At 68.4% G+C, this 21,299-nt stretch carries 18 protein-coding genes; 9 read left to right on the forward strand and 9 right to left on the reverse strand.

What is annotated here, in order from left to right; all coding sequences use genetic code 11:
- The first annotated feature begins 211 nt into the window (after positions 1-211).
- The 6 genes from T8K17_RS11965 (at position 212) to T8K17_RS11990 (ending at position 6,978) form a co-directional block, all read left to right on the forward strand.
- Positions 212-1,792, forward strand: a complete 1,581-nt coding sequence (locus T8K17_RS11965) for an ABC transporter substrate-binding protein (RefSeq protein ID WP_322334735.1) — start codon at positions 212-214, stop codon at positions 1,790-1,792.
- 91 nt (positions 1,793-1,883) lie between these two features.
- Entirely contained in the window at positions 1,884-2,873 is a 990-nt protein-coding gene (locus T8K17_RS11970) for an ABC transporter permease (RefSeq protein WP_322334736.1), read from the forward strand.
- Positions 2,866-3,813 carry an ABC transporter permease gene (locus T8K17_RS11975; protein WP_322334737.1) on the forward strand — a complete coding sequence of 316 codons (948 nt, stop codon included), beginning with the start codon at positions 2,866-2,868 and terminating at the stop codon, positions 3,811-3,813. Before T8K17_RS11970 ends, T8K17_RS11975 begins: the two co-directional genes overlap by 8 nt.
- A gap of 4 nt (positions 3,814-3,817) precedes the next feature.
- Positions 3,818-4,858 carry an ABC transporter ATP-binding protein gene (locus tag T8K17_RS11980; protein WP_322334738.1) on the forward strand — a complete coding sequence of 347 codons (1,041 nt, stop codon included), beginning with the start codon at positions 3,818-3,820 and terminating at the stop codon, positions 4,856-4,858.
- Positions 4,851-5,954, forward strand: coding sequence for an oligopeptide/dipeptide ABC transporter ATP-binding protein (locus tag T8K17_RS11985; protein WP_322334739.1), 1,104 nt, complete (start codon positions 4,851-4,853; stop codon positions 5,952-5,954). Before T8K17_RS11980 ends, T8K17_RS11985 begins: the two co-directional genes overlap by 8 nt.
- A 103-nt stretch (positions 5,955-6,057) precedes the next feature.
- Positions 6,058-6,978 (forward strand): ribokinase, encoded by a 921-nt coding sequence (locus tag T8K17_RS11990; RefSeq protein WP_322334740.1) that lies wholly within the window; start codon positions 6,058-6,060, stop codon positions 6,976-6,978.
- On the opposite strand, the gene T8K17_RS11995 is transcribed toward T8K17_RS11990, so the two are convergent.
- Positions 6,940-8,901 carry a hypothetical protein gene (locus tag T8K17_RS11995; protein WP_322334741.1) on the reverse strand — a complete coding sequence of 654 codons (1,962 nt, stop codon included), beginning with the start codon at positions 8,899-8,901 and terminating at the stop codon, positions 6,940-6,942. The two genes, T8K17_RS11990 and T8K17_RS11995, sit on opposite strands and share 39 nt — an antisense overlap.
- Before the next feature lie 196 nt (positions 8,902-9,097).
- On the opposite strand from T8K17_RS11995, the gene T8K17_RS12000 reads away from it, so the two are divergent.
- From T8K17_RS12000 to T8K17_RS12010, 3 genes are all read left to right on the forward strand, one after another.
- Positions 9,098-10,327, forward strand: coding sequence for an amidohydrolase family protein (locus T8K17_RS12000; protein WP_322334742.1), 1,230 nt, complete (start codon positions 9,098-9,100; stop codon positions 10,325-10,327).
- Between the two features lie 107 nt (positions 10,328-10,434).
- Positions 10,435-12,204, forward strand: coding sequence for an ankyrin repeat domain-containing protein (locus tag T8K17_RS12005; RefSeq protein WP_322334743.1), 1,770 nt, complete (start codon positions 10,435-10,437; stop codon positions 12,202-12,204).
- 111 nt (positions 12,205-12,315) lie between these two features.
- Entirely contained in the window at positions 12,316-13,494 is a 1,179-nt protein-coding gene (locus T8K17_RS12010) for a M20 aminoacylase family protein (protein WP_322334744.1), read from the forward strand.
- A gap of 158 nt (positions 13,495-13,652) precedes the next feature.
- On the opposite strand, the gene T8K17_RS12015 is transcribed toward T8K17_RS12010, so the two are convergent.
- The 8 genes from T8K17_RS12015 to T8K17_RS12050 all read right to left on the reverse strand — a co-directional run bounded on the left by T8K17_RS12015 (position 13,653) and on the right by T8K17_RS12050 (position 21,272).
- Positions 13,653-14,063, reverse strand: coding sequence for a hypothetical protein (locus tag T8K17_RS12015; protein WP_322334745.1), 411 nt, complete (start codon positions 14,061-14,063; stop codon positions 13,653-13,655).
- Between the two features lie 100 nt (positions 14,064-14,163).
- Positions 14,164-15,036, reverse strand: coding sequence for an ABC transporter permease (locus T8K17_RS12020; RefSeq protein WP_322334746.1), 873 nt, complete (start codon positions 15,034-15,036; stop codon positions 14,164-14,166).
- The gene (locus T8K17_RS12025) at positions 15,033-16,004 is read right to left on the reverse strand and encodes an ABC transporter permease (protein ID WP_322334747.1); all 972 of its coding nucleotides are present in this window, start codon (positions 16,002-16,004) and stop codon (positions 15,033-15,035) included. The genes T8K17_RS12020 and T8K17_RS12025 overlap by 4 nt, the downstream gene beginning before the upstream one ends.
- A complete protein-coding gene (locus tag T8K17_RS12030; RefSeq protein WP_322334748.1) occupies positions 16,001-17,239 on the reverse strand; it encodes an NADH:flavin oxidoreductase/NADH oxidase in 1,239 nt (412 codons plus the stop codon). The genes T8K17_RS12025 and T8K17_RS12030 overlap by 4 nt, the downstream gene beginning before the upstream one ends.
- A gap of 9 nt (positions 17,240-17,248) precedes the next feature.
- Positions 17,249-17,413 carry a DUF2256 domain-containing protein gene (locus tag T8K17_RS12035; RefSeq protein WP_322334749.1) on the reverse strand — a complete coding sequence of 55 codons (165 nt, stop codon included), beginning with the start codon at positions 17,411-17,413 and terminating at the stop codon, positions 17,249-17,251.
- 23 nt (positions 17,414-17,436) lie between these two features.
- Entirely contained in the window at positions 17,437-18,966 is a 1,530-nt protein-coding gene (locus tag T8K17_RS12040; protein ID WP_322334750.1) for an FAD-binding domain-containing protein, read from the reverse strand.
- Between the two features lie 48 nt (positions 18,967-19,014).
- Positions 19,015-19,758, reverse strand: coding sequence for a pyridoxine 5'-phosphate synthase (locus T8K17_RS12045; protein WP_322334751.1), 744 nt, complete (start codon positions 19,756-19,758; stop codon positions 19,015-19,017).
- Between the two features lie 104 nt (positions 19,759-19,862).
- Positions 19,863-21,272: an MFS transporter gene (locus tag T8K17_RS12050; RefSeq protein WP_322334752.1), complete on the reverse strand. Its 1,410-nt coding sequence runs from the start codon at positions 21,270-21,272 to the stop codon at positions 19,863-19,865.
- Positions 21,273-21,299 lie beyond the last annotated feature (27 nt).

Here is a 21,299-nt window from a genome sequence, read left to right on the forward strand (position 1 = left end):
TCCGCTCTGACGCGGCTGTGCTGCATGTGCACATTGACGCGGTTGGTATCCCCCGGTTAAGTCCCCCCGACGTGCCGGGCCTGGGGCTCGGCGCCAACAATGCGAACGTCGGCCTCTGCCGTTCCGATTCTGGCGTTTTCTCGGATCGGCTACGTGTTGGACCGTCGTCCATTGGCACACACGTGGGAGCTAGTTGTAATGCGTAAATCTTTTGCTGGCCGCCGCTACGGCAGCCGCAGTCCTTGGAGCTTTTGGCGCCACCTCGGCGGATGCCAAGACCTTCAAGTGGGCCTTCCAGGGCGATGCACAGTCGCTCGATCCGTACTCGCTGAGCGAGACCTTCACCCTCAGCCTGCAGGGCAACATCTACGAGGGTCTGATCCGCCGCGGTCCGGACCTGCAGATCGAGCCGGCCCTGGCCGAGAGCTGGGAAATCGTCGAGCCGACCCGCTGGCGCTTCAACCTCCGCAAGGGCGTGAAGTTCCAGAACGGCAACGACTTCAATGCCGATGACGTGCTGTTCTCCGCCGAGCGCGTGCGCAAGGAAGGCTCCGACCTCAAGGGCCGCCTCGCAGGCGTCGTCGACGTTGTGAAGGTCGACGACTACACGGTCGACTTCGTCACCGAAGTGCCGGTCCCGACCCTCGCGAACGAGTGGGGCACCTGGTACATCATGGACAAGGAGTGGTCCGAGGCCAACGGCGCCGAGGATCCGACCGACGTGACCGCCGGCAAGGAGAACTACTCCACCCGGAACGCGAACGGCACGGGTCCGTTCATGATCAAGTCGCGCGAGACCGACGTGAAGACGGTCCTGGTCCCGAACCCGAATTGGTGGGATGACGCGAACAAGAACCACAACCTGACCGAGGTGATCTTCACCCCGATCGGCTCCGACTCCACCCGCGTGGCCGCGCTGCTGTCGGGCGAGATCGACATGATGTACCCGGTGCCGGTTCAGGACATGAACCGCCTGGAGAGCGACCCGAACACGGAAGTCCTGGGCGGCCCGGAGCTGCGCACGATCTTCCTGGGCATGGATCAGGAGCGCGACGAGCTGCTGCATTCCAGCGTCAAGGGCAAGAACCCGTTCAAGGACGTCCGCGTCCGTGAGGCGTTCTACCGCGCGATCGACGTCGAGCTGATCCAGAAGAAGGTGATGCGCGGCCTGTCGACCCCGTCGGCCCTCATGATCTCGCCGCTGCTGTACAAGTATTCCGACGAGTTCAAGCGCCTGGAGCCGGATGCCAAGCTGGCCAAGAAGCTGCTGACCGAAGCCGGCTATCCGGACGGTTTCGAGATCACCCTGGACTGCCCGAACAACCGCTACGTCAACGACGAGGCGATCTGTCAGGCGGTCGTGGCAATGCTGGCCCGCATCGACGTGAAGGTGAATCTGCTCGCTCAGCCGAAGGCCCAGTATTTCGCCAAGATCCTGGCCCCGAAGCGGGACACCAGCTTCTACCTGCTGGGCTGGACGCCGAGCTCGCTGGATAGCTGGAACGTGATGTTCAACATCATCGGCACCCCGGACCTGGAAAGCGGCCGCGGCAAGTTCAACAACGGCGGCTACTCCAACGCCCGGTTCGACGAGCTGACCGACCTGGTCCTCTCCGAGACCGACGAGGAGAAGCGGAACGACTACATCCGCGAGGCCTACACGATCCTGCACGACGAGCGCGGCTACATCCCGCTCCACCAGCAGGCTCTGGCCTGGGGCAAGCGCAGCAACATTTCGCTGGTGCAGCGCGCCGATAACCAGTTCATGCTTGACTACGTCAAAGTGGACTGAAGCATTCGGATACTAAACCGGTCCTGGTCCGCCTGAGGGTGGGCCAGGACCACCGATTTTTGACCTTTTTCGGTTTCAGGTTGCGCGCCCTATGGTCGCTTTCATTCTAAGACGGTTGATACAATCGCTATTCGTCATGTTCTTCGTGGCGCTGGTATCGTTCTCGATGTTCCGGTTCGTCGGCGACCCGGTGAACCAGATGGTCGGCATCGAGACCAGCATCGCGGAACGCGAAGCCCTGCGCGAGCGTCTCGGCCTTAACGATCCGTTCCTGGTCCAGTTCGGCCGGTACATCTCCAAGGCCGCCACCGGCGAGTTCGGGGTCTCCTATCAGCACAAGCGCCCGGTGGCCGAGATGCTGGTGGAGCGGATGCCCGCGACGCTGGAACTGGCGCTGGTCTCGGCGGTGTTCTCGCTTCTGGTCGGCGTGCCCATGGGCGTCTATGCAGGCCTGAACCGCGACGGTTTCCTGTCCAAAGTATTGTTGTCCGTATCCCTGGTGGGCATCAGCCTGCCGACCTTCCTGATCGGTATTCTGCTGATCTTCTTCTTCTCCGTTCAGCTCAACTGGCTGCCCTCGTTCGGGCGCGGCGGGCTGGTGGATATCGGGCTGTGGAAGACCGGGTTCCTGACCCTGGACGGCTGGAAGTCGCTGATCATGCCGTCGATCACCCTGGGTCTGTTCCAGCTCACCCTGATCATGCGTCTGGTGCGCTCCGAGATGCTCGAAGTGCTGCGCACCGACTACATCAAGTTCGCCAGGGCCCGGGGGCTGTCCAACCGCGCCGTCCATTTCGGCCACGCGCTGAAGAACACGCTGGTCCCGGTGATCACCATCACCGGCCTGCAGCTCGGCTCGATCATCGCCTTCGCGATCATCACCGAGACCGTGTTCCAGTGGCCGGGCATGGGGCAGATGTTCCTGCAGGCGGTGACCAACGTCGATATCCCGATCATGGCGGCGTATCTGATGCTGATCGCCTTCTTCTTCGTCGTGATCAACCTGATCGTGGACATGCTCTACTACGTGGTCGACCCGCGCCTGCGCGTGGATACCGGAAAGGCCAGCGGCCATGGCTGATACCAACATGACCAAGGGGTCTGGGATGTTCGACGGCGTGCGCCGGTTCTTCGACGGCGACATCTGGTACAGCTTCACCCGGTCGCCGGTGACCATGCTCGCCGCGGCGGTGACCTTCCTGTACTTCTTCATGGCGGCCTTCGGGCCGCTGGTGGCGCCGCACAATCCGTTCGATCTGGCGTCGATCTCGCTGCTCGACGCCTCGCTGCCGCCGGCCTGGATGGAAGACGGCGATCCGCGCTTCCTGCTGGGCACCGACATCCAGGGCCGCGACGTGCTGTCGGCGATCATCTACGGCAGCCGCGTCTCGCTGCTGATCGGCTTTGCCAGCGTGATCCTGTCGCTGATCCTGGGGGTCGGCCTCGGCCTGATCTCCGGCTTCGTCGGTGGCGCGATCGACGCCTTCATCATGCGCGTCGCCGAGATCCAGCTCTCCTTCCCCTCGATCCTGATCGCCCTGCTGATCAACGGCGTGCTGCGCGGCGTGATCGAGCTGCAGAACCAGGCCGACTTGGCCTATGCGGTGCTGATCCTGTCCATCGGCCTGTCGAACTGGGTGCAGTACGCCCGTACGGTGCGCGGCTCCACCATGGTCGAGCGCAACAAGGAATACGTCCAGGCGGCCCGCGTCATCGGCATCCGGCCGTCGCTGATCATGTGGCGCCACATCCTGCCGAACGTGCTCGGCCCGGTGCTGGTCATCGCCACCATTCAGCTCGCGCTGGCGATCATCGCGGAGGCGACCCTGTCGTTCCTCGGTGTCGGCCTGCCGCCGACCGAGCCGTCGCTCGGCACGCTGATCCGCGTCGGCAACGACTACCTGTTCTCCGGCGAATGGTGGATCACGATCTTCCCCGGCGCCGCCCTGGCCATTCTGGTGCTCGCCGTCAACCTCCTGGGCGACTGGCTGCGTGACGCCCTGAACCCGAAGCTGCGCTGATCCGATGCCCCTGCTTGAAGTCGAAAACCTCGTCGTAGAGTTCCCCACCCGCCGGGGCACGCTGACCGCCGTCAACGACATCTCGCTGCATATCGATGAGGGCGAGGTGCTGGGCGTGGTCGGCGAGTCCGGCGCCGGCAAGTCCATGACCGGGGCCGCCATCATCGGCCTGCTGGAACCGCCGGGCCGGGTCGCCAGCGGCAAGATCCTGCTCGAGGGCGAGCGGATCGACAATCTGCCCTACGAGAAGATGCGGCGGATCCGCGGCAAGCGGATCGGCGCGATCTTCCAGGATCCGCTGACCAGCCTGAACCCGCTCTACTCGGTCGGCCGTCAGCTGGTGGAGACGATCCAGACCCATACCGACATGACGCCGACCCAGGCGCGGGCCCGGGCTATCGAGCTGCTGACCGAAGTCGGGATTCCGGCGCCGGAGAGGCGGGTCGACCAGTTCCCGCACCAGTTCTCCGGCGGCATGCGCCAGCGCGTGGTGATCGCGCTCGCGCTCTGCGTGAACCCGCGGCTGATCATCGCCGACGAGCCGACCACCGCACTCGACGTGTCGATCCAGGCGCAGATCATCGCCCTGCTGAAGCGGCTGTGCCGCGAGCACGGCACCGCTGTCATGCTGGTGACCCACGACATGGGCGTCATCGCCGAGACCGCCGACCGGGTTGCGGTGATGTATGCCGGCCGGATCGCCGAGATCGGTCCGGTGCGCGAGGTGATCAAGAACGCCAAGCATCCCTATACCCACGGCCTGATGGGCTCGATCCCGTCGATCGGCCATGACAGCGAGCGGCTGGAGCAGATCCCCGGCTCGATGCCGCGGCTGACCGACATCCCGACCGGCTGCGCCTTCAATCCGCGCTGCCCGCACGCCTTCGACAAGTGCCGCACCGTGCGCCCGGACCTGCTGCCCGTGGAGGACAGCTGGACCGCCTGCTGGCTGTACGATGGCCAGGACGGGCGGAGCAAGGATGCGTCGAAGACGCTGGTGGCGAACACCAAGGCCGATGCTGTGCTGGAGAAGAACAATGGCTGAGGCGGTGGCGAAGAAGCGCGAGGCCCGGGCGAAGATCCGCGATGCGGGCGGCCATGAGGTCGCCATGCTCAAGGTCCAGGGGCTGAAGCGTCATTTCGACGTGTCGGCTCCCTGGCTGAACCGGATGATCGAGCGCCAGCCCAAGCAGACCCTGCGGGCGGTCGACGGCATCGACTTCGAGATCGGCCAGGGCGAGACCTTCGGACTGGTCGGTGAGTCCGGCTGCGGCAAGTCCACGGTTGCGCGGCTGATCGTCGGGCTGTACGGCCCGACGGAAGGATCGATCGAGTTGGAGGGCCGGGACATTGCCGGCCTGTCGCGCCAGCAGATGGCGCCGATGCGCCGCCGGCTGCAGATGATCTTCCAGGATCCCTATGCCAGCCTGAACCCGCGCTGGCGGGTGCGCGACATCATCGCCGAGCCGATCCGTGCCTTCGGCCTGGCCGAGGGTCCGGCGGCGATCGACGCCCGCGTCGGTCACCTGCTGGAGACGGTGAAGCTGAACCCGCGCGACGGCGAGAAGTACCCGCACGAGTTCTCCGGCGGTCAGCGCCAGCGCATCTCGATCGCGCGTGCTCTGGCGTCGGAGCCGGAGTTCCTGGTCTGCGACGAGCCGACCTCGGCGCTGGACGTGTCGGTGCAGGCGCAGATCCTGAACCTGATGAAGGATCTGCAGCGCGAGTTCGGGCTGACCTATCTGTTCATCAGCCACAACCTGGCGGTCGTCTATCACATCAGCGACCGGGTCGGTGTCATGTACCTGGGCAAGCTGGTCGAGGTGGCGCCGGCCAAGACGCTGTTCGCGACGCCGCGCCATCCCTACACGCGACTGCTGCTGGACACGATCCCGGATCTGGACATGACCGGCCGCGAGCGGATGCCGGTGGCCGGCGAAGTGCCGAACCCGATCAATCCGCCGTCGGGCTGCACGTTCCATCCGCGCTGCCCCTTCGCCAACGACCGCTGCCGGGCGGAGATCCCGAAGCCGCGCGCGCTGGGCGACGGCGCCATCGTGGCCTGCCACGGCATCGAGGAAGGCCGCATCCCGGACAGCCCGATCCTGGCGCCGCCGGCGCGGCCGGAGGGCCTGGCCTGACGACAACGGCGCCTTCGGGCGCCGTTTTCTTTTGCGGACGGCCGGACGGTTTGCCACCGTCGTCGGCGCTGACCACCCGATGGTTTCGGATCGAGGGCATGTCATGATCACCGTCTTCGGCTCACTCAACGTCGATCTTCTGTTCAATCTCGACCGGCTGCCGGCACCCGGCGAGACCGTGCTGACCCGCGAGATCGTGCAGCTTCCCGGCGGCAAGGGGGCGAACCAGGCGACCGCCGCCGCCAGGGCGGGTGCACGGACCCGGTTCGTCGGCTGCGTCGGCGAGGACGGGCTCGGGGCGCCCGTGCTGGACTCGCTGTCGGCCGCCGGCTGCGACGTCTCGGGCGTGCGGGCGGTTCCCGGGGCCACCGGCACGGCCGTGGTGATGGTGGAGCGCTCGGGAGAGAATCAGATCGTCGTCGGCAGCGGCGCCAACATGGCGGTGACCGCCGCCCTGCTGGACGGCATCGGACTCGGGTCGGGCGACACGCTCGTCTGCCAGATGGAAATCCCGCAAGCGGCGACCGAGGAAGCCCTGGCGGCGGCAAAGCGGGCGGGTGCGCGTACCGTCCTCAATCTCGCGCCGGCCCGGCCCCTGTCGCCGGAGGTGCTGCGCACCGTCGATCTGCTGGTTCTGAACCAGGGCGAGGCGGCGGTGCTGGCAGGCGGTTCGGCACCGGCGGCTCAGACCGCACGCGGCCTTGCGGCGACTCACGGCCTGACCTGCGTCATCACCCTGGGCGGCGAGGGGGCGATTGCGGCGATGCCGGACGGCCGCGGTTACAGGGTCGCCACGCTGCCGGTGCAGGCGGTCGACACGGTCGGCGCGGGCGACGCTTTCGTCGGCATGCTGGCGGCCGCTCTCGATGCCGGGCGCGTCCTCCCGGATGCGCTGCGGCGGGCGTCCGTGGCGGCCGGACTTACCTGCACGCGTCCGGGCGCGGCCGCCGCTCTGCCGGACGCGGCGGAGATCGACGGCGCGCTCTCAGCCCTGGCCGGGGCGACGGATCTCGGTCACGGTTAGGGCGAAACCCTCGCCCCAGAACGCCTGCTGCAGCCAGGCGGCATTGATCCGGAAAGCGGTGACCGGAGCGCCGGCGGCCTCGCCGTCGAACAGCGCACGAATGTCCTCCGCCGAGCCCAGGACCGGCGAGACGGGGAAGCCGGAACCGAACTGGCCGGGCACCAGCCGGCGGGTCTTCTCCTGTCCCTGCGCGTCGCGCAGGGTGATCGTGATCCGCGGCGGCTTGAAGCCTAGGGCGAAGAGCCGCCCCAGCGGGGTCGGCCGGATGTCTCCGTGCACCTGCAGGATCGCGCCGGCGGCGGTTTCCGGCAGATCGATCCAGGTGTTGTAGACGGCCTTCGCGTCGATCACGGTTCGGCTGTCGAGCGTCAACTGCTCCTGGCGCCGCTCGATCAGCAGGCCCAGAGGAACCTGATCCACCGGATCGTAGAGCGACAGGAATTCCGGCCACAGATAGCCGCCATCGGCCATGGCCGGACGGGTGTCGATGCTGCGGAGATGCAGCACATAGACCTCCGCCCCGTCCCGGCGGACCTGCTCGACGTCGCGCTCGGCAAGGGAGGGGAGATACGCCTGATAGGACTGGACCACCGGCCGGGGGTGGTACGGGAGGCCGGCCAGGATCGGCGGGGCGCTCAGGAACGGAAAGACGTCGATCGATGCGGCGGACGCGATCCGCGGATGCGGGCCGCCGAGCAAGGCGCGGGACTCGTCCGCCGCCACCCGGTACTCGGCCGCCTTGCCCTCGTCGGAGAGCAGATCGTTGGCGATTTCCAGAAGGAGCGCCGGCGCGTGGCGTACCCGGTCGGCGATCTGCTCCTCGATGCGGTATCCGCTCGGCGTGAGACGGGTATGGGCGACTTCCAGCCACCCCGCCGCAGCGACCAGCAACAGGATCTGAAACGCCAGGTTCCCACCCATCTTGCGTCGGGGCGACAGCCCCTGGGCGACCAGGATGACCGCCGTGACCACGACCATCTCGAAGGGGAAGGTCGCATGACCGTCGTGCCGCACGAACCCCGCCTTGGCGACCAGGAGGAACAGTCCCAGCCAGCCGAGGACCACGACCGCCCTGACGAAGCGTGCGGCATTGTCCTGGGAGCCGGACCAGACGCCGAGCAGCAGAAGGATTACGAGCGTCCCGAACACGGCGAGATCGAACGGGTTGCTGGTGAGGGACATGGCGGCCCCGTAGCCCCGCCCGACCTCGAAGGAGGCGCGCATCCAGTCGAGCATCCCGGACAGTTCCTGCCCCGCAGCCAGCCAGAGCAGGACGACCGCCGCGGCGTACAAGGGGAGCGCGACCAGCGCCAGAGCATCGCGCCGATAGGCCGCGGCCACGCTCCAGGCCACCACGGCGGTGACGCCCATGACCAGGAAGGAGAACTTCACCAGGGTCGCCAACGCCAGCACGAGGACCAGCAGGATGATCAGCGGCAGCGGTGCGTTCCGGTCGTCCAGGGCGAGGCTGAGCAGCAGAAAGGAGGGCAGCATCCAGACCCCGTCCGGTCCTGGAGCCAGGGCAGCTGCGGCGACGACCGCGAGCAGGCTGCCCAGGACCTGCCATCCCGATCCCGGACCGGCGATGATCCGTAGCGACCAGACCAGGGCGACCGCCAGCGCACCGGTGAGGGAGAGGTTGACCAGGTACCAGAGGCCGACAAGGTCCGGCCTGTAGAGTTGGGCGTAGAAAGCGCCGTAGGGGCCGTGGGGAAAGACGATGTCGCGGCCGAACTGGAGATCGTGAAGCCAGGCGACCTGCAGCGCCGCCTGCCATCCGCCGTCGAGTGACCTGGGCGGCGTAACGTGGAAACTCCCCAGCTTCAACATCAGGACAAAACAGGCGATCGCGGCAACGGCCGCCACCATCCAGTCTACCGGCTTCAAGCCCACCCTGGACGACGCTGAGGTGTCATTGCTCACAGTGAGGCTCCCCGCACGGGTGCAGATTGAGGAGGGCGGAAAATCGCCCGCTCACTGTGTATAGACGGTAGAGGAATATCACCGCCAGAGCCACGTGCTTGTCTGCAGCCTGCAATTGAGTGGAACGTGTGGGCTTGTAGGGGCTTAGGCCGATCGGATAAGCGGGGGTAGAACCTCACCAATGGGAGAGCCCTTAATGGCCACCTTGTACTCCGGCGGCCGCGTCATCGACGGCGCCGGCAATGTCCTCGAAGATCATGGCGTGCTGGTCGAGGGAGCGGTCATCCAGCGCGTCGCTCCGCTCGCCGAGTTCGCCGGCTTTGCGGGCGAGCGGGTCGACACCTCCGGCGGCACGCTGCTGCCCGGTCTCGTCGATTGCCACGTCCATCTGTGCTACGGCGCCGAGGGGAACCCTTGGGCGTCGATGATCGCCCTGCGCGAAAGCCAGCTCACCATGAAGGCGCTGGACAACGCCCAGACCTCCCTGCGCGGCGGCATCACCGCGGTGCGCGACTGCGGCGGCAAGGATTATCTTGAGTTCGCCGTGCGCGACGCCTGCAACACCGGCCGCCAGCTCGGCCCGACCATCCGCGCCTCGGGCAAGGTGGTCTGCATGACCGGCGGGCACGGCCACCGCAACGGTCGCATCGCCGATGGTGTCGACGAGGTGATCAAGGCCGTGCGCGAGCAGATCCATGCCGGCTCCGACCTGATCAAGATCATGGCCACCGGCGGCGTGATGACCCCGGGCGTGAACCCGGAGGACGCTCACTACACGGCGGAGGAAATGAAGGCCGGCATCTCCGAGGGTCATCGCTTCCACCGCACCTGCGCCAGCCATGCCCAGGGCTCCGAAGGCATCCTCAACGCGGTCCGCGGCGGGGTGGACTCTATCGAGCACGGCATCTTCATGACCGACGAGTGCGTGGAGGAGATGCTGTCCCACGGCACCTATCTCGTCCCGACCCTGGCGGCGGTGAAGAACATCCTGGCCAACAAGGACCACGGCGTCCCCGCCTATGCGGTCGAGAAGTGCGAGCGGGTGGTCGTCCACCACGTCGCCTCGATCAAGAAGTTCTACGAGGCCGGCGGCAAGATCGCCATGGGGACCGACGCGGGCACGCCGTACAACAAGCACGGCGAGAATGCGTTGGAGCTGGAATACATGGTCGAGGAGACCGGGATCAGCCCGATGGACGCGATCACCTTCTCCACCCGCAACGGCTGCGATCTCATGCGTCTCGAGGACCGCGGCACCATCGCCGAGGGCAAGGCCGCCGACATGCTGGTCGTCGACGGCGACCCGCTGGCCGACATCACCAAGGTCGCCCGCCGGGCCAACCACCGCATGGTGGTGAAGAACGGCGTGGCGGTGACCGGTACGATCACCGAGCGCCGGGCCCTCGGCCCGACCATGACGCCGTAAGGCCCGGCACCGGGCGGGGCGAAAGACGGGGCGCGTCACAGACGACTCTATACTTTCTGCCCCAAGTCGATGTTCCATCCGCCCGACGACCCTGTCGGGAGGATGGAATGTCGATGGTTCGACCGGGCTGGCCCGCGATCGCGGTTCTGGCGCTGGTTCTGGGAAGTCTGGGCGGCGCGGCGCGTGCCGGGTCGCTCGAGGACGCGATCCGGGCTCTGCCGCAGGATCCGCCGCGTGCGGTCGACATGCTGCGGGCGGCGGCACCGACCGATCTGCTGGCCGCCTTTCACCTGATCGTCGCCCTGGATGTCTGGCTCCCGCAGACGCCGTCGACTGAGGCTGAGAAACGGGCGGTCATGGCCCGGGCCGTGGCGAAGATCCAGGCGGGCCCGCCGGACGACTATGCCTGGCCGTACTGGCCGGACTGGATGAGCGAGCAGGGCATCCAGGAGAAGGACCCGCTGGAACAGGACGCGGTACTGGAGGTGCTGCGCTACGTCGCCCATGAATCCGGCGCCGAGAAGACCGACACCTTCGCCCTCGACTGCAAGGTCCTGAAGCGTCGGCCGGCCTATCTGGAGCTGGCGGAGCCGTATTTCGGCAGCACGCGGGACAACTTCCTGCCGGTCTTCGAGTGCGACGATGCGGAATGGGCGCTGCCGCCGGAGGCCGAGCGTTATTTCGAGGCGCTTTCCGGCCGGTTCGAGGAGGCGCTGGACGTCCCCAGCCTGGGCACCATCCGCTATGCCTATTATCGAAGCAGAACCGCAGACGATCTGGCAATCCGGGTGATTCCGGAGACCCTGCTGGCCGACGCGGAGCGGGGCGAACCCCAGGCGACGCATCGGCCGCTGGAAACCTGGTCGATGCTCAATCTCTCCAACCGCACCCGCTTCGCGCCCGTGGCCGTGCTGTTCGACGCGGCCCTGCCGGTCCTGGCCGAGCGCTATCGGCGCACGAACGGGTTGGCCGAGGCGCAGGCCGTGCAGGCGGCGCATGCCGCCCTGCTGCTCCCGGCCTACGAGGGATATTGGGCGGCGCCGGATCGCTCCGGCCTGCGCTACATGATCCTGGAGGGCGCGCCTCTCGCCGACATCGCGGCGCTGATCGACGGCGCGCCGGATCGGGCCTCGGTGCCGATGACCATGCTGCGCGTGGTCGACGACGAGGCCGCCTGGGACTTCGTCGGCGGGATGCCGGACCCCCTCGTCTCCGTCGCCGTGCGCCGGCCCGACGTGCTGACGCTGTTGCTGGAGAAGGGGCCGTTGGCGCCGCCCGTGACCGCCGGCCTGGCCCGGGGCGACCAGACGGTCGATCCGAACGCCCGCAACTGGATCGGCAAGACGCCGCTGATGACGGCGGCGGAACTCGACCGGCCGGACTCCGTCCGCCTGCTTCTGGAGCACGGGGCGGACCCGAACGCGGTCCTGAGCCACTCCTCCCTCTGGCATTCGGATCGCACGGCGCTGATGTATGCGGCGGCCAAGGCCTCGGCGCCGGTGATCGAGATGCTCCTGGCCGCCGGCGCCGATCCCGCTGTGCTGGACTCCCAGGGTTTCGGCGTTCTCGACTATCTTCAGGGTCGGGGACCCTCCGGGCCCAATCCGCGTCTGAACGCGGCGGAGATCGACCGCCTGTCGGCCGGTCTGCCGGCGACGGACCGGACGCGGGAGAGACAGACCGCGCTGATGCGGGCGGCGGCCACGGAGGACGGAGAGCTGGTCGTCCAGCTCCTGACGGCCGGGTCGGACAAGGCCGCCCGCGACGCGGCGGGACTGAAGGCCATCGACTATGCCGAGGGGCGCAGCCCGCTCGGCCGACTGGAGAGCGACCGGTACAGCGGATACCCGTCGCCGGGGGTGTTCCTGGGGGACTGAAGAGCCCCCGACCAACCGTTCGCGGCGCGCATCACTTTGTTGCTTTGCAGCACGGTGACACCGCCGTCGGACGGCCCTAATCTGCTCCGATCGAAACGGGAGTGCCATTCCATGCCCATCATCAACCGCATCGCCGATTTCCATGCCGAAATGACCGAGTGGCGCCGGTACCTGCACGAGAACCCGGAGCTCTGCTTCGAGGAGGTGCTGACCTCCGACTTCGTCGCCAAGAAGCTCGAGGAGTTCGGCGTCGAGGTGCATCGGGGCCTGGCGAAGACCGGCGTGGTCGGCAAGCTGGTGGGCAAGACGGACAACGGTCGGGCGATCGGCCTGCGCGCCGACATGGACGCGCTGCCGGTCTACGAGATCAACGACGTTCCCTACAAGTCGAAGACCGAGGGCAAGATGCACGCCTGCGGTCATGACGGGCACACCACCATGCTGCTGGGCGCGGCGAAGTATCTGGCCGAGACCCGGAACTTCGAGGGCACGGTCTATTTCATCTTCCAGCCGGCCGAAGAGGGCGGCGGCGGCGGCCGGGTGATGATCGAGGAGGGCCTGTTCAAGGACTTCCCGGTGGAGAGCGTGTGGGGCATGCACAATTGGCCGGGCCTCGAGGTCGGCAAGCTCGCCGTGATGCCGGGACCGATGATGGCCGGCACCGGGGTGTTCGACGCGGTCATCCACGGCAAGGGCGGCCACGCCGCGATGCCGCACCAGACGGTCGATCCGATCGTCGTGGCCTCCCAGGTGGTCGGCGCGCTGCAGTCCATCGCCAGTCGCAACACCCATCCGGTCGACAGCCTCGTCGTTTCGGTGACGCAGATCCACGCGGGCGACGCCTATAACGTCATTCCGCCGTCGGTCGTGCTGCGCGGCACGGTGCGCACCTATTCCGAGGAGGTCATGAAGATGGCCGAGGAGCGGATGCGGGCCATCATCGAAGGCATCCCGGCGGCCAATGGCGGCAGCGGCGAACTGAACTTCCGCTACGGCTATCCGGCGACCGTGAACAGCGACGCCGAGGCCGGGGTCGCGGCGGAGATCGCGGCCGGCCTGATGGGCAAGGACAACGTGGTCGGCGACCTTCTGCCCAGCATGGGCGGCGAGGACTTCGCCTACATGCTGCAGGAGAAGCCGGGCGCCTATGTGTGGATCGGCAACGGTCCTGCCGGTCCGGGCGAGGGCCTGCACAATCCGGGTTACGACTTCAACGACGAGGTTCTGACCTGGGGGGCGAGCTACTGGACCGAACTGGTCGAAAACGTGCTCGGCGACAAGGCGGCGTAAGAGCCTCCCCGCTAATCCCCGATCCGTCATCCCGGTGGCCTCCGGACTTGATCCGGAGGGCGACCGGGACCGAGTTTCGTCGGACGCGATAGGTCCCGGCCGGCCCCCGGATCAGGTCCGGGGTCCGCCGGGATGACGATTACAGTCTTGGTGATTGGCTACCGGCACGTCGCCGAGTAGGTGAAACCGTCGCCGTTCGGCCGCGCGAAGATCTCGATCGCCTCGTTCACCGTGGTGTAGCAGCTGAAGATCGGCATCGTGACGAAGTTGGTGACCACCAGCGTCACCGTGTAGTTGCCGTAGGTCGTTCCCGTCAGGCACAGCTTTGTCGTCTGGTTCCGGGCCAGCCGGAACGTGGCGCGCTTGTGATCCTTCAGTTCGATGCGGCCGGTCACCGTGAAGGGCGCGCGGTTGCGGATCACCGCGCAGAGGTCGCCGGTATATTCCGGGCCGTTCGGCGGCAGGCCGGCCCGCTGATTCTGCGGCGGCGGCGCAGCCGGCTCCTCCTCGCAGGCGGCGAGGCCGAGGGTCATGACGAAGACGGCGAGCAGGGCGAGGGCACGTATCATGTCCGCAGAGTGGTCAGCCGGCCGGCCCGCGTCAACGCACAGGCGCGGGAGGGACTGAACGTCGCAGGCTTCAGCGCCGCGCCGTTCTTCTCCGCGCCGATCATCTCCGCGCCGTCCGGGGATCGAGCCGGTCGCGGAGCGCATCGCCGAGCAGATTGACGCTCACGACCGTGGCGAAGATCAGCACGCCTGGCCAGATGGCCAGCCGCGGCGCCTCCCAGATCAGCTCCTGCGCGCCGGTCAGCATGTTGCCCCAGCTCGGGGTCGGCGGGCGCACCCCGAGGCCGAGAAACGACAGCACGCTCTCGAACAGCACCACATTGCCGACCGAGAGGGTGGCGGCCACCAGGATCGGGCCCAGCGCGTTGGGCAGAACATGGCGCAGCGCGATCCGCCAGGGCGAATAGCCGAGCGCGCGGGCCGCCGACACGAACTCCCGCTTGCGCAGGCTGAGGGTCGAGGCGCGCACCAGCCGGGCGGTCACCGGCCAGCCGACCAGGGAGACCAGCACCACCAGCCGGACCAGAGAGGCGGTCTGCGACTGCGCCATGTCCGGCGGCACGCCGAGCTTGGACAGATCGACCGCCGCCAGCACGATCAGCAGCGGAAGCAGCGGCAGGGCGATCACCCCGTCGGCGATCCGCATGAGCACCGTGTCCAGCCGTCCGCCGAGAAAGCCCGACGCCAGGCCGATCAGGGTCCCGATCCCCGAGGCGACCAGGGCCGCCGAAAGGCCGACGGAGAGCGACACCCGTCCGCCCTCCAACAGCCGCAGCAGCAGGTCGCGCCCCAGCTCGTCGGTGCCGAGGGGATGTTCCGCCGAGGGCGGGGTCAGCCGGTTGAACAGGTCGACCGCCTCGGAATCCAGCCCCATGGCGGCTTCGATCATCGGCGCGAACAGCGCGGCAAGGGCCAGGGCGGCCAGCACCAGCAGCGCGAGCAGGGCCAGCGGGTCGCGCACCGTCCGCCTCATGCCCCCGGCTCCTCGCGATAGACGATGCGCGGGTCGAGCTTCGCATAGGCGATGTCGGCGCCGAGATTGCCGATCAGCGTGGCCGCCGCCGCCGTCAGCAGCCCGACCAGGGCGAGGTTGTAGTCGTTGCCCATCACCGCGTCGTAGATCGTCTTCCCCATTCCGAGCTGGGAAAACATGGTCTCGGTGATCAGCGCGCCGGACACCAGGGAGCCGAGATCGAGACCGATCAGCGTGACCACCGGCAGCAGGGCGTTGCGCAGGGCGTGGCGGGTCATCACCCGGCGCTCCGGTACTCCCTTGGCGCGGGCGGTGCGGATGAAATCCTCCCCCAGCACCTCGATCAGGGCCGAGCGCAGATGCCGTGTATAGGCGGCCACCGTCGCCGCCGACAGGGTGAGCACCGGCAGGACCAGATGCCGGGCGCGGTCGAGGACGCCGCCGTCTCCGGACGCCGAGGACATGCCGCCCGCCGGCAGCCATCCCAGCGTCACCGCGAAGAGGATGATCAGCAGCAGGGCGAGCCAGAACGGGGGCACCGACACACCGGCGAAGCACAGCAGGTTGATCGTCCGGTCGACCAGGCCGCCAGGGTTGCGTGCCGCAACGATGGCCGCCGGCAGGGCGACCGCCAGGGCCAGAGCCAGGGACAGGCCGATCAGCAGGATCGTGGTCGGCAGCCGGTCGGCGACGATGTCCAGCACCGGCCGGGCATAGAGGCGCGAATAGCCGAAATCGCCCTGCAGCGCCGACGACAGCCAGGTCAGGTAGCGTTCCCAGATCGGACGGTCGAGCCCGTACAGGGCCTTCAGCCGGGCGATGTCCGCCGGCGTGATGTCCGGGTTGGCGCCGGCCATCAGGTCCACCGGATCGCCCGGCATCAGCCCCAGCAGAGCATAGGTGGCGGCCGACAGCAGAAGCAGGACGAAAAGCGTCTGCAGCAGACGGCCGGCCAGAAACCGGCTCATTGCGCCGCCGTGGCCTCCGTGTCGCCGAGCAGGGCGGCGAAGGCCGCCGCGCTCTCGGCTCCGGGCCGGTTGAAACTCATCGCCTGTTGCCGGTCGCGCAGGTCGAGGCGGTAGGCGTATTCCTCGGGCATCAGCCGGTTCGCCCCCGGCACGCCCAGGGCCTTCGCCGCATGGGCCGCCCAGTCGGCATTCCAGATGAACTCGCGCGCGATGGCGACGATGTCGGCCCGGTCCCGCTGCAGGATGTCCTCGGCGTGGCGCGGATCGGTGATCATGCCGACGGCGACCACCGGCAGGCCGGTGGCGGCGCGGATGCGCTCGGCGAAGGGCACGTGGTAGCCCGGCGTGCGGGGCAGGGCCGGCATGTCGGTCTCGCCGCCGATGCCGCCCGAGGAGATGTCGAGCACATCGACGTCGCGGTCCTTCAGCGCCCGGGCCAGCGCCAGGCTGTCCTCGAGGCCCCAGACCCCGCCTTTGCCGTCGACCACCGAGAACCGCACGAAGACCGGTCGGTCTTTCGGCCAGACGGCGCGGACCTGCTCGGTGACTTCGAGCAGCAGCCGCATCCGCCCCTCGCGGTCGCCGCCATAGCCGTCGGTGCGCTTGTTGGTGATCGGCGACAGGAACTGGTGCAGCAGATAGCCGTGGGCGCCGTGCACGTCGATGATGTCGTAGCCGGCATCCACCGCCCGGCGCGCTGCCTCGCCGAAGGCGTCGATCACCGCGCGGATGTCGTCGGCATCCATCTCCTTCGGTGCCATGAAGCCCGGTCCGTAGGGGATAGGGCTCGGCGCCAGACCCTGCCACGGCGGGCGGCCCTCGGCGGCGTCAGCCTCGGTCAGCGGCGCCCAGTCCTTCACCGCCCCGTGGCAGCCGGCTTTGCGGCCGCAATGGCCGATCTGGATCGCCGGCACCGCGCCCTGTTCGCGGATGAACTCCGTCAGTCGAGCGTAGTGCGGGATCTGCGCATTATCCCAGAGACCGGCGCATTCGTGGGTCTTGCGCCCGCGCGCCTCCACCGCCGTCTCCTCGCCGAACAGGATCCCGGCCCCGCCGACGGCCAGGCGGCCCAGATGCATCATGTGCCAGTCGGTCGGCGCACCATCCACCGAGTGGTACTGGCACATCGGCGACACCATCACCCTGTTGCGGGCGGTGATGCCGCGCAGGGTGATCGGCTGGAACAGCTTCGGCAGCGCGGCGGCGGGGCTCTGGGCGGCGGTATGATCGGTCATGGGTCTACGCTAGCTCTTGGCCGGTACGGCAGGCAACCGGCCACGCGCCTGCCGGCAGCGGTCCGAGCAGTAGCGCACGCTCTCCCAGTCCCGTGCCCATTTCCGGCGCCAAGCGAACGGCCGGCCGCACGCGGCGCAGATCTTGGTGGGGAGCGTTGGTTTGCGATGGGCCACGGGACGTCTCCAGCGCAGGGCGGTCAGAGGTCGAGGCGCGTCTGGCGGTCGTCCGCCGTCGCGCGCCGCCGACCGGATCCGGTGAAGGGCAGGCCGCTTTTTCGGCTGCCATGGCGATCCTGAATCGCGTCCGCCGCCTCCCGGAAGGCCGTGTCCCCCCGCACGCCCCAGATCCGGGCGCGCGCCTCGCGGGCGGCGGTGACCGGCTCGACCACCGGGTCGGGATAGGCGAGGGCAAGATCCCGACGCTCCAGCGGTGAGAGCTTCCAGGGTGCGTGGATGAACGGCGTCGGCACCTGGGCCAGTTCCGGCACCCAGCGTCGCACGAACGTGCCGGCGGGATCGTGGTCGAGGCCCTGTTTGACCGGGTTGTAGATCCGCGCGGTGTTGATGCCGGTCGTGCCCGACTGCATCTGGGTCTGGCTCCAGTGGATGCCTGGCTCGTAATCGGTGAACAGGCGCGCCAGGTGCAGCCCCGGCTCCCGCCAGTCGTTCCACAGGTGATAGCTGGAGACGCTGACCAGCATCGCTCGCATGCGGAAGTTGATCCAGCCCGTCGCCGCCAGGGACCGCATGCAGGCGTCGACGAAGGGCAGGCCGGTGTATCCCCGGGCCCAGGCCTCGTGGCGCCGCTCGTCGAACCCGCGCAGGCCGGTATAGGCCGGATGCAGATCGCGGTGCTCGATCTCCGGCTCGCTTTCCAGCTTTTGGATGAAGTGGCAGTGCCAGTGGAGCCGGCCGGCAAAAGAGCGCAGCGCGCCCGGCCACCGGCCGACCTCGTCCCGGGGAAGACCGCGCAGACTGGCCATCCGACCCCAGGTCGCCTGGATCGCCTCGCGCATCGACAGGGTGCCCCAGGCAAGATGGGGGCTGAGCCGGGAACAGGCCTCCTCGGCCGTCAGCGGGCTGGACATGCCGCGCTGATAGCTCTCGCCCCGGCAGGCCAGGAAACTGTCCAGAAGCGCCGTGGCGGCTCGGGTCCCGCCCGGCTGCCGGTCCGGACAGGGCGGGTCGCGGAAATGGATTCCAGTCGGCGGCCTGATCGACCCGGGCTCGATGCCATCGACGGGGAGGAGGGTCCGGGGCGCCGGGGTGACGGGCTCCTGCATGAAGCGGTCCCAGCGGGCGGCCCAGCCGTCCCGGTCGCGCAGGCGCCGGAGGACCCCGTGCTGGGGCAGTTCTGTCCAGCGGATACCGGCGGCGCGCGCCCAGGCGCCCACCGCCCGGTCGCGGGCGAAGGTCCAGGCGCCGCCCGTCTCCTCATGGCTCCACAGACCCGAGATGCCGTAGCGCCGGTGCAGATCGTCCAGCACCGGCACGACCTCGCCTTCGCGGACGACGAGCGGCGCTGCGCGGTCCGCCAGCGCGCCGCGCAGCTCTTCCAGGGACTCGGCGATGAAGTCCCAATGGCGTCGTGCCATGTCGGGCTGGCGCCACCATTCGGGTTCGACCACATAGAGCGGCAGGACAGGACGACCCGTCGCCGCCGCGGCGGCCAGCGGACGGTGGTCCATCACCCTCAGATCCCGTTTGAACCAGACGACCTCGATCATCGCCCTGAGATAGGCCGCCTGGACCCGGCAGCCAGGGTCGGCCGCGGTCTATTCGGCGACGGCGAGGCACTCCTTGTAGGCCCGCACCACCCCGTCCAGACCCATCCACAGGGCCTCGCCGATCAGGTGATGGCCTATGGAGACCTCGTCGATCCAAGGCACCGCCTTGGCCAAAGTCGGCAGGTTCTCCAGGGTGAGGTCGTGGCCGGCATTGACGCCGAGGCCGAGATCCCGGGCGGCGGCGGCGGTGTCGTGCACCGCCTGCAGGATCGCCGCGTTCTCCGACGTGCCGAAGGTCTCGAAATAGGGGCCGGTATAGATCTCGATCCGGTCGGCGCCGGTCTTGGCCATCGCGTCGGCGATCTTCGGATCGGCATCGGCGAAGAGCGAGACGCGGCAGCCCATCTCCTTCAGCTCGGCCACGAGCGGGGCGAGGAAATTGTGCTGGGCCGGCAGGTCCCAGCCATGGTCGGAGGTGGCCTGGTCGGGCGCGTCGGGCACCAGGGTGACCTGGTCCGGCTTGACCCGGCGGATCAGCTCGAGGAAGCGGTCGTCCGGATAGCCCTCGATGTTGAACTCGCGGCCGGCATAGGCCGGCTCCTTCATCACCTCGGCCAGGTCCAGCACGTCCTGCTCGCGGATGTGGCGGGCGTCGGGCCGGGGGTGCACGGTCACGCCGGCCGCCCCGGCATCCAGCACCGTGCGCGCCGCGCGGACCACCGACGGGTCGTCGTGGGGGCGGGTGTTGCGGAGGGTGGCGACCTTGTTGAGATTGACGCTGAGCGCGATCATGCGGGGCTCCGGGGAAGGCTCCAAGCTTTTGGCGTGGTCATTGTATCAAGAATGAGGGGGCGGGTGGGACCATCGGGTCGCGACGGCTTTTGGTCCAAGGCGCCTCAGCGATGCTCCGGGATCGACCGCAGCGCGTTGACGAGCGCTCCGAGAATGGCCAATCCCACCGCCGGCAGCAAGGCGAGATAGGTCCAGCGGGCCGCCGCCTCGATCACCGCCGTGTCCGGCGTGCCGCTCAGGCCGACCCGGTCGCCGACCACTCCGACCGCCGCAGCACCGAAGGCGAGGCCGAGCGACTGCATGGTCGGCAGGGTGGAGCCGACCCGGTCGCGGTCGGCGTCGCCGGCGGCGTCGAACACCCGCTTGGCCACATGCCCCCAGGCGGTGCCGATGCCGAAGCCGAGCACGGCGATGGACGCGATGGCGAGGGGCAGCGGGCCCTGGGGCAGGAACAGCGCGGTGCCGAGGCATCCGGCGGCGGTGAGCATCGGTCCAATGCAGATGGCGGTCCGGGCCCGACCGGCGGCCAGGCCGGAGAACAGGATGGCCGCCGCGGTCCAGCTCAGGGACTGCACGGTGACGGTATAGCCCGCAACGAGCGGCGGCACGTCGTGCAGGAGCTGGAGGAAATAGGGGCCGTAGACCCCGGTCGCGACGGTCCCCATGGAGACGAAGAAGAAAAAGCAGGCGCCGGCGCCCAGCGGCGTGGTCGGCCGGAACATGTCGCGCGGGAAGATCGGGGTGGACGAGCGCCGTTCCCAGATCACCGCTGCGGCCAGGGCGATGACGGCCGCCACCGTCAGGCCGATTTCCTCCTGGGCATGCGCGCCCTTGCCGGTGGCGCCGACGAGCAGGGCGGCGAGGCCGATCAGGGCTAGGCGGAAGACCGGTGTGAGGCCGCCCTTCGTCTCGTGCTCGCCGTCCCTGACCGTCCGCACGACAAGGACCAGAAAGACGGCGCACACCGGCACCATGGCAAAGAAGCCCCAGCGCCAGTCCTCCAGCTCGGCGAAGATGCCGCCGATCAGGGGGCCGGACAGGGCGGCGATGCCCCAGGCGCCGGAGACGGCGGCGAAGAGCCGGGCCCAGCTCTTCGGCGGATAGAAATCGCGGATCAGCCCGTGGGAATTCGCGATCAGCAGGCCCGAGCCGAGCCCCTGCAGCACCCGCGCGGCGAGCAGCCAGGGCATGGTCGGCGCGAAGCCGACCGCAGCCGATCCGGCGGCGAAGCCGAAGATCGCGATGGTAAGCGCCTTGCGGGCGCCGATGCGCGAGCGCACCAGCCCGCCGGCGGCGGTGGAGACGATCGAGCTCACCACGTACAGCGTGGTGGCCCAGGGCAGCAACTCCAGCCCGCCGATATCCCGCACGACGCTCGGCGCAAGTGAGGAGAAAACGAAGAAGTTGACCGCATTGAGCAGGATGCCGAGGCCGATCATCACTGTGGCGACGCGGTAGTGCGGGCCCAGCAACTCGCCCCAGCGCAGCAGACGGTCGTCCTGGTCGTCGGTCATGCGTCCCACCCTCGAATTATAACAACT

Source organism: Thalassobaculum sp. OXR-137, from assembly GCF_034377285.1.
Taxonomy (GTDB): domain Bacteria; phylum Pseudomonadota; class Alphaproteobacteria; order Thalassobaculales; family Thalassobaculaceae; genus Thalassobaculum.